We start from the raw sequence: 9,515 nt of genomic DNA on the forward strand, positions 1-9,515 counted from the left end.
GCTGGCTATTACAAACAGGCGAGAATTTGTAAAATTTCTAAGGGGAATATTGGTAGGTAAATGGTGATTTGCAGGAATGTGGAGATTTTATTCCAATATTTTAGTACAAGCTATCAACCTTTTAAATAATAAAACTCCCCATTTACTTTTATCGTTCCGGCATCAAGGAGTATTCTGATCACTTTGAGTCTTTCATTAGAATTACCCGTATTTATAGCTTCCATTAACTGGTCGAGATGAGAGGGACTTTTGCTTAATTCATTCAAAATTTCCTTTATAATTTCATCAGTCTGGCTATCCTTCTTATTCAGCTTTTTATTTTCGATACAAACATCACACACTCCGCAAACCCTGGCATGAGTTTCGTTGAAATAATTGAGTAATTGCTGACTCCTGCATTTATGATTTTCGGCATAGCCAAGAACTGCCTCAACCTGCGATTTATGAATCTGATAGCGATCAGCATGATATTTTCTGTCAATATACAGATGCTGCGAGTCGGCCCGGGGCTTTATAAAATCAAGATGAGGTTTATCTGTTTGTGGTATATATGTAATTACCTGTAGTTCATGCAGTTTACTTAATATTTTGACTGTTTCGGCTCTGCTTATACCTACCCTTTTGGCGAGGTCGCTTTCCTTTATGCCTACCAACTGCTCAAAAATACCTGCATAAGATCTTAATAAAACCTTAATAAAGTGATCGTATGTTGGTTGACCGACCTGAAATCGATATAGATCCTCATGCGCTAAGAGCACCTGAACTCTTGAGGGTAAAAAGACAGTTTCGCTAAGGGCTATATACTCATCATGCTCAAGAAACTTGAACGCATGTATGGTTCTTACCGGATCCAGCTTAAATCTGTTGCAAAAGTCTGCGAGATCAAATTCTAAAGAAAGTCCTTCCCCTGCCCCGTAGGCGAGCTGGTAATAATTTCCAAGATGATGGTAAATTTGCTTAATCTCATCAATTGAAGGATATTGCTGATCCAGTCTTTTTGTAATTAGTGCTTTGTCTGCGTTATTATACAATAAAACTGCATAAGCCTTTTTCTCATCACGACCACACCTGCCTGCTTCCTGATAATAGGCTTCAAGGCTTTCTGGCAGATCCAGATGGATTACAAAACGGACATCTGCTTTATCGATCCCCATACCAAATGCGTTGGTGGCAACCATTATCCTGATCTCAGAATTCTTCCAGGCAGACTGCTTTTTCATTCTTAATGGAGTATCAAGTCCGGCATGATAAAAATCACTGCTAATGCCTTCAAGATTAAGCTGTCTCGAAACTTCCTGAGTTTCACGTCTGTTTCTGACGTAAATAATGCCAGAGCCCTTTACATTCCTTACAATTGAAATAAGCTTTCTAAACTTATTTTCCTCATTATAAACCAGATAACTCAGATTTAAGCGTTCAAACGATTTCCTGAATACCTGCCCGTTCTTAAAATTGAGTTTTATTTGAATATCTGCAGCAACACGCTCTGTAGCAGTTGCAGTAAGTGCAAGCACCGGAATCGCGGGATGAAGTTCCCTTAATTCGGTTAAATGAAGGTAAGGTGGTCTGAAATCATAACCCCATTGTGATATACAATGCGCTTCGTCTATTGCGATCAGATTGACCTTCATATACCTGATACGCTCTCTGACAAGGTCTGATAAAAGTCTTTCAGGTGAAAGATAGAGAAACTTAATATCCCCATAAATACAATTATCCAGGGCAATATCAACCTCCCTTTTTCCCATACCTGAAATAATTGCAATTGCCTTTATACCCTTGTCTTTAAGATTCTCGACCTGATCCTTCATTAGGGCAATGAGTGGCGAAACGACTATGCAAATACCAGGCTTTAAAAGTGCCGGAACCTGAAAACACAGCGACTTACCCCCACCTGTTGGCATAAGGGCAAGTGTATCTTTACCCTCAAGAACTGACTGAATAATATCCTCCTGCAATGGCCGGAATGTTGAAAAACCCCAGTATTTAGAAAGGATAGATTGAATTGTCATTATTGTTCTTCGGGTTTAGATCATTTATCACAATAAAATCAAGAAATCTTCATTTAATAGGTGATAAACTCAAAACTATGAATATTTACTAAATTGCGAATCCAATTGAACAATTACATGAAGAGAGCACTTATACTTACTTTTATAGCTTTGCTGGCTTCCCAGCTATCTGCACAGCAAAATCCAAAATGGAATGTTGAAAAACCTACAGGACCGTCGAAATCATTAAGCTTTCAGACTAATGAGGGTACCTGGATGAACCTTGATCTTAGTCCGGACGGACAAGTGATCGTTTTTGACCTACTGGGCGACATATATAAAATGCCGGTAACGGGGGGAAAAGCAACATTGCTTGCAGGGGGTATGGCCTCAGAAGTACAACCCCGATTTAGTCCTAATGGTAAATATATTTCCTATACCAGCGATAAAGATGGTGGAGATAATATCTGGATCATGAACACGGACGGTTCAGGTAAGCGGGCAATAACCAAAGAAACATTTCGATTATTGAATAATGCGGTCTGGACTCCTGACAGTGAATATTTAATAGCCAGAAAACATTTCACAAGCGGTCGTTCATTAGGTGCAGGTGAAATGTGGATGTACCATATTGCCGGAGGTGGTGAAGGGGTTCAGTTAACAAAAAGAAAAAATGACCAGCAGGATGCCGGTGAACCTGAAATTTCACCTGATGGAAAATACGTCTATTTCTCTGAGGATGTCAGTCCGGGTCCTTTATTTCAGTATAACAAAGACCCGAATGGTGAAATTTACAATATCCGAAGACTTAATCGTGAAACAGGCATCATTGAAACTGTTGCCGGAGGCAGCGGGGGTGCTATGCGTCCTCAGATTTCACCCGACGGTAAGTTTCTTGCATTTGTCAGAAGAGTGAGGCTGAATACAGAATTATTTATACAGGACCTGCAAACAGGTGAAGAATGGTCGGTTTATGATGATCTTACACATGATCAGCAGGAAGCCTGGGCCATTTTCGGACTTTATCCCAATTTCGCCTGGACCCCCGACAGCAGAGAAATCATTTTTTACGCAGAAGGAAAGATCAGAAAACTTGAGGTATTGACTCAATATCTGTCTGAAATTCCATTTGAAGTGAGTGTTAATCAAACAATCACTGATGCCCTTCATTTTGAACAGAAAGTATTTAATGAAGAATTTTTAGTTAAGATGATTCGTCAGTTAAGTACATCTCCCGATGGAAAAAAAATTGCATTCAATGCAGCCGGATATATCTATTTAAAAGATCTTCCAAACGGAAAACCAATTCGTATCTCAACTGGAAATGAATTTGAATTTGAACCTGAATTCAGTCCAGATGGCAAATCCCTGGTTTATGTAAGCTGGTCAGATGATAACCGCGGGTCAATCATGAAATATAGTATCCCCGACTCTTCGTTTATGAAGCTCAGTACTGAAAAGGGTTATTATTACAGTCCGAAATTCTCAAACAAGGGGGATAAAATTGTTTATAGAAAAGGGGTAGGAAATGATGTATTAGGGTATGCATTCGGGAAAAATCCGGGAATCTACATTATGCCGGCTAATGGAGGAACAGCTACCTTAGTTCTTAATAATGGTATTCGTCCTTCTTTTAATTCAAATGACAGCCGTATATTTTTTCAGAGTTCTGAAGCTGAAAAAAAAGCACTGAAAAGCATGGATTTGAATGGCGGAAATATCAGAACCCATTATACTTCCACCTATGCAAATGCTTTTAGTCCGAGCCCAGATGGCAAATGGATAGCATTTACTGAACTTTTCAATGTTTACATTACTCCCTTTGCAAATACAGGAACGGCATTGGATCTGTCATCCACTAATAAATCTCTGCCACTTACTAAAGTGAGTAAAGATGCCGGAACCTATATTCACTGGAGTAAAGACTCACAACGATTAAACTGGACCCTTGGTCCTAAATATTTTTCAAAGGATATCAATAGTTCTTTCGGTTTCCTGGCAGGCACTGAGAAGGCAGCAAAATCTGACACTTTGGGATTAGATATTGATCTGCGTTTAAAATCTGATCTTCCTGAGGGCAAAATTGCCATTACCAACGCCCGGATTATTACGATGAAGGGTGATGAGGTTATAGAAAATGGTACGATTGTGATCGACAAAAACAAAATAACAGCCGTAGGAACGAATTTAAATATTCCCGAAGGTGCCAAAGTCATCAATGCGAGCGGAAAAACCATTATGCCAGGTATTATTGATGTTCATAGCCACCTGAGAGCCAGCTCTGATGGGGTTAGTCCTCAGCAGGACTGGAGTTATTATGCTAATCTTGCCTTTGGAGTTACCACTTCCCATGATCCATCTGCGAATACAGAAATGGTATTCAGCCAGGCAGATATGGTAAGAACGGGCGCAATGGTCGGACCGAGGGTTTATTCAACAGGAACGATACTTTATGGTGCTGATGGTGATTTTAAAACAGTGGTAAATAGTCTTGATGATGCCCGATCAGCACTGAGAAGAATGAAAGCTGTTGGGGCCTTTTCTGTAAAGTCCTACAATCAGCCAAGGCGGGATCAACGTCAGCAAATAATACAGGCTGCAAGGGAATTACAGTTAGAGGTTGTTCCTGAAGGCGGATCTACCTTTTTTCATAATCTGACTCATATCCAGGATGGACATACCAGTTTAGAACACAATATTCCTCAGGTTCCTTTATTTAAAGACGTAAAGGCATTATGGAATAAAAGTACAACTTCATATACCCCTACTCTAATTGTAAGTTATGGTTCTCAATCGGGTGAGAACTACTGGTACGACCGTACCAATGTCTGGGAAAATGAACGACTCTTAAGTTATACACCAAGATATATTGTTGACTCAAGGTCAAGAAGAAGAACCACATCCGAATTTGCAGATTATGGGCATATCAAAGTTGCCAGAGCTGCGAAAGAACTGTCAGATGGCGGAACTAAAATAAACCTGGGAGCACACGGACAACTTCAGGGACTTGGAGCCCACTGGGAGTTATGGATGTTTGCACAGGGGGGCATGTCGTCTCTGCAAGCCATCAGAAGTGCCACATTGAATGGTGCTGAGCATTTAGGCATGGCAAAGGAGATCGGCTCACTGGAGACCGGAAAACTGGCTGATATGCTTATTCTGGATGCAAATCCTCTTGATGATATCAGAAATACCGAAAAAATCAAGTATGTAATCATCAATGGCCGCGTTTATGATACCGAAACGATGAATGAAACCATCAGCAGGGAAAAAGCACGCAATCTGTTTTGGTGGCAAATGAGCAGATCAGAAAGTTTTAGCATTCCAATGGGAGATGTTGAAACTTATACTTTCACGCATCCGGAATGTGATTAAAAAACTGATTAAACGCAGACAGGGTTTAAAACCCTGTCTGCGTTTTTAAATATTCTGCGCAATAACAAAACCGCCTGACCAGGCCCATTGAAAATTATAACCACCAAGCCATCCGGTCACATCTACACATTCCCCTCCAAAGAATAAACCGGGCACCTTTTTAGACTCCAGTGTTTTGGAGGATAATTCATCGGTAGCCACTCCTCCCCTCATTACTTCGGCCTTATCGTAGCCTTTATCACCAGCAGGTTTAACATCGAAATGATGGATATACTGATCAATTTTCTGAATATCTTCTTTTGTTAATGATGCCAGATTCTTCTCAACAGGTAAGAATTTTGAAAGTGCATCCGAAAATTTCTTTGTGAACAGGTCGGATAATAATCCTGAAAGGGTTTTACGGCCATTGATCAGCTTCTGGGTCTGAATAAGTTCTATAATCTTATCGTTGGGCAACAGATCGATCGAAATATGTTCTCCGCGCCGCCAATAAGATGAAATCTGAAGGATAGCCGGACCACTTAGGCCCCAATGAGTAAACAATATATTTTCTTCAAAACTGATCCGGTCATTGGAAACCCTGCTGAATATCGAATTACCCGAAAGCTGGGCATACCATTCAGCATCTTTACCGGTAATTGTTAGTGGCACGAGTGCAGGCGCTGTTTCGGTAACCTTTAGCCCGAATTGCCGTGCTACCCTGAGGCCGAAATCAGTAGCGCCCATTTTCTGAACAGGAAGTCCGCCTGATGCAATTACTACCTTTGGTACCCTGATCTCCTTTAATTTCCCTGCCCTGGAATAGATGATCTTAAAGTCTCCTTCTTCTGTCTTTAGAACTTCCTTCACTTCTGCATTACAAATGATCTGCTGATCAAGGTCAGCACAAAGTGACTCAAAAACCCGCACTATATCCTTTGCATTATTGCTAAGAGGGAATAACTGTCCAAGTGTTTTTTCTTTCCCCAAAATACCATTGGCCTCAAAAAAAGCAATGGTGTCTTCCACTGTAAATTGAGAAAATGCAGACTTACAGAAATGCGGGTTCTCTGAGATGAAATTTGATTCACCAGAGTATAGATTTGTATAATTGCAGCGGCCACCTCCTGAAATCAGGATCTTGGCTCCAATTTTCTCATTTTTCTCAAGAACAAGGGTTCTTTTACCAAGATATCCTGCCTGAACTGCACACATCAGTCCGCAGGCACCCCCACCAATAATTACAGCATCAAAATTATCTCCCATACTCATTCAGGTGGTAAATATAAAGGCTTATCCTCAGGAAAACTTATTCTTTAATGCTGCAAGCTTAATGGCTATATCGGTTTCAGGAGCAGCTTCCTTCTCCCTGGGCTTTTTAACATAATTTACAGTTGATTGTTTTGGAGCAGGATTATAATTTTGTTTTGGCCTTGGCTCCGGCTTATTTTCTGATTTCATTGAAAGTGCGATACGCTTTCTATTCACATCAACCTCAGTTACCCTGACCATCACTTTCTGGCTTACCTTGACCACTTCATTAGGATCTTTAATGAATTTATCGGCCATCTGACTCAGGTGAACCAGTCCGTCCTGGTGAACACCAATATCAACAAAAGCACCAAAAGCTGTAATATTTGTAATAATTCCGGGCAAAGTCATCCCAACATGAAGGTCGGTAATTGCATTGATGCCATCAGAAAAACTAAATGCTTCAAATTGCTCCCTTGGGTCAAGCCCCGGCTTTGCAAGTTCCTTTAAAATATCATTCAGGGTGGGCAGACCAACAGTTTCGCTGACGTAATTCTGCAATTTAATTCTTTGACGAAGCTGATCATCTTTCATCAGGTCTTCCACTTTGCAGTTCAGATCTTTAGCCATTTGTTCAACAAGCGCATAGCGTTCGGGATGCACCGCACTGCTATCTAGCGGATGTTCAGCGTTCCTGATGCGTAAAAATCCTGCTGCCTGCTCAAATGCCTTGTCACCAAGTCGTGGAATTTGCCTTAGTTCGGATCTTCTTTTAAAAGCCCCATTTTTATTGCGGTATTCGACAATATTTTGTGCCAGTTGCGGACCAAGCCCTGAAATATAAGCCAGAATCTGCTTTGAAGCAGTATTCAATTCTACTCCGATCGAATTCACACAACTGATCACGGTATCATCCAGTGAGGCCTGTAATTGATTCTGATCTACATCGTGCTGATATTGTCCGACCCCGATCGATTTTGGATCGATCTTTACGAGCTCTGCCAATGGGTCCATTAAGCGACGGCCAATAGAAACTGCTCCCCTGACAGTGATATCCTTATCCGGAAACTCTTCTCTCGCGACATCAGATGCTGAATAGATAGAAGCACCGCTTTCATTAACCATAACTACAACAATATCAGTTAATTGTAGTGATCTAACAAAAGTTTCAGTTTCTCTGCCGGCAGTACCGTTTCCAATAGCAATAGCCTCAATTCTATACTTTTCGACCAGAAATTTTATAGTTTTTGCGGCTTCCTTAGCGGCCTCAGCTCCGTTATGAGGATAAATATTGGTATTCTCAATTAACTGTCCCTGATCATCGAGGCAAACAAGCTTACAACCTGTCCTGAAGCCTGGATCGATAGCCATTATACGTTTCTGGCCAACCGGTGCTGCTAACAGCAATTGACGGGCGTTTTCCGCAAAAACCCGAATTGCCTCTGTATCCGCCTGTTTTTTGGTCATTAAACGGATCTCTGTTTCCATAGAAGGTTTGATCAGACGCTTAAATGCATCGGCAGCAGCTTGGCGTACCTGTTCTGAACAAGGGTTTGATCCTTTTATATATAAGTCCTCCAGGATTCTGATCGCATCGTCTTCAGGTACTTCTATATCAAGTGTGAGAATAATTTCCTTCTCGGCCCTTCTTAAAGCTAATACCCGATGGGAAGGTGCGGTTTTTACAGGTTCTGTCCAATCGAAATAGTCTTTGTACTTCTGCCCTTCAATTTCCTTCCCTTTAATCAATTTAGAATGAAAAGTACCCGCCTGTATGAACAATTCACGCATTCTGCTTCGAAGTTCAGGCTGCTCTGCCATAAACTCCGCCAGAATATCCCTTGCCCCGCTCAGTGCGTCCTCAGTATTCAATACTCCTACCTCCTCATTGATGTATTTTGAGGCTTCTGTATCCAGTTCTGTGCTATTCTGACTCATTATGAAATCTGCCAAACCTTGCAATCCCTTTTCTCTTGCAACCGAAGCTTTGGTCTTACGTTTTGGCTTAAACGGCAGATAAATATCCTCCAGGATAGTCATGGTTTCAGCTTCCATTATTTGTTTCTCAAGTTCCGGAGTTAGTTTCTCAAGTTCTTTCATCGATTTCAGAATCGCTTCCCTCCGCTTATCAAGCTCCTCGAGCTGCTGCTTTCTATCGCGGATAGCCGCAATCTGAACCTCGTCAAGGCTCCCGGTTGCTTCTTTCCGGTACCTTGCTATAAATGGCACCGTTCCCCCCTCATCAAGTAGTTCAATGGTTACTTTAACCTGCTTCTCAGTCACTGACAGTTCATCAGCTATCTTTTTATATTTATTCAAAGTCATATTCAATCAGATATTCCCTGCGAATTTGATGCTATCTATTCTCATTTCAAAAAAAGCTTATCCACAATTTTGAATTATTAATCACTATTTTCCAATAAAAAAAATATGATTGATATCAAAATTAGTCCGCCTTTGCGGCGGAAGGGCACTTACTTTTCCCTGCAGCTGGAAAAGTAAGCAAAAGAGCCGCGGCTTCCCGGTATTTGTTGTAAATCCACACTTTTTCACTATCGGAGCAATCCAAGCCGTGTTTTTGGCAGTCTAAGTGATGAATGAAACTGCAACACTTCTCCGGATTGCTTAAGGGCAGTGATCTATGATTGTCAATGCTGGGAAAAAGTGTGCCTTTCCTGCCAAATCCCGGAATGCCGGTCCCTGCAATCGGCAATACCAGTAATTCATGAACGGTTGCATGCCAACGCACTATTCCAAAGACCGTTCATATCAAATTGGATGAACCGAAGAACGATTCAATCCTCAGTGCCAGCAAATTCATAAAACAGTTTCCCTTTCTTTTAAAAAGCATTACCGAGCATAGGGATTGCGGATCATATCTGGAATGCATTCATATTGCACAAGCCGCAAGACCAGCGA

Annotated in this window: 4 protein-coding genes; 1 reads left to right on the plus strand and 3 read right to left on the minus strand. The window is 41.2% G+C overall.

Annotated elements, in window-relative coordinates:
- Positions 1 to 113: 113 nt before the first annotated feature.
- On the minus strand, positions 114 to 2,012 hold the full coding sequence (locus VGE44_RS16040; RefSeq protein ID WP_331081011.1) for an ATP-dependent DNA helicase RecQ: 1,899 nt from the start codon (positions 2,010 to 2,012) through the stop codon (positions 114 to 116).
- A 117-nt stretch (positions 2,013 to 2,129) separates the two neighbouring features.
- Here VGE44_RS16040 and VGE44_RS16045 point away from each other — a divergent pair, with 117 nt between their 5' ends.
- On the plus strand, positions 2,130 to 5,366 hold the full coding sequence (locus VGE44_RS16045) for an amidohydrolase family protein (RefSeq protein WP_331081013.1): 3,237 nt from the start codon (positions 2,130 to 2,132) through the stop codon (positions 5,364 to 5,366).
- A gap of 45 nt (positions 5,367 to 5,411) precedes the next feature.
- On the opposite strand, the gene VGE44_RS16050 is transcribed toward VGE44_RS16045, so the two are convergent.
- Positions 5,412 to 6,611 carry an NAD(P)/FAD-dependent oxidoreductase gene (locus VGE44_RS16050; RefSeq protein WP_331081015.1) on the minus strand — a complete coding sequence of 400 codons (1,200 nt, stop codon included), beginning with the start codon at positions 6,609 to 6,611 and terminating at the stop codon, positions 5,412 to 5,414.
- A gap of 33 nt (positions 6,612 to 6,644) precedes the next feature.
- Positions 6,645 to 8,921: a Tex family protein gene (locus VGE44_RS16055; RefSeq protein WP_331081017.1), complete on the minus strand. Its 2,277-nt coding sequence runs from the start codon at positions 8,919 to 8,921 to the stop codon at positions 6,645 to 6,647.
- Positions 8,922 to 9,515: the final 594 nt, after the last annotated feature.

Source organism: Daejeonella sp. (assembly GCF_036405355.1).
Lineage (GTDB): Bacteria > Bacteroidota > Bacteroidia > Sphingobacteriales > Sphingobacteriaceae > Daejeonella.

Coding starts and splice junctions, on each gene's coding strand:
- VGE44_RS16045 (WP_331081013.1), top strand. CDS start 2,130: ATGAAGAGAGCACTTATACTTACTTTTATAGCTTTGCTGGCTTCCCAG.
- VGE44_RS16040 (WP_331081011.1), bottom strand. CDS start 2,012: ATGACAATTCAATCTATCCTTTCTAAATACTGGGGTTTTTCAACATTC.
- VGE44_RS16050 (WP_331081015.1), bottom strand. CDS start 6,611: ATGGGAGATAATTTTGATGCTGTAATTATTGGTGGGGGTGCCTGCGGA.
- VGE44_RS16055 (WP_331081017.1), bottom strand. CDS start 8,921: ATGACTTTGAATAAATATAAAAAGATAGCTGATGAACTGTCAGTGACT.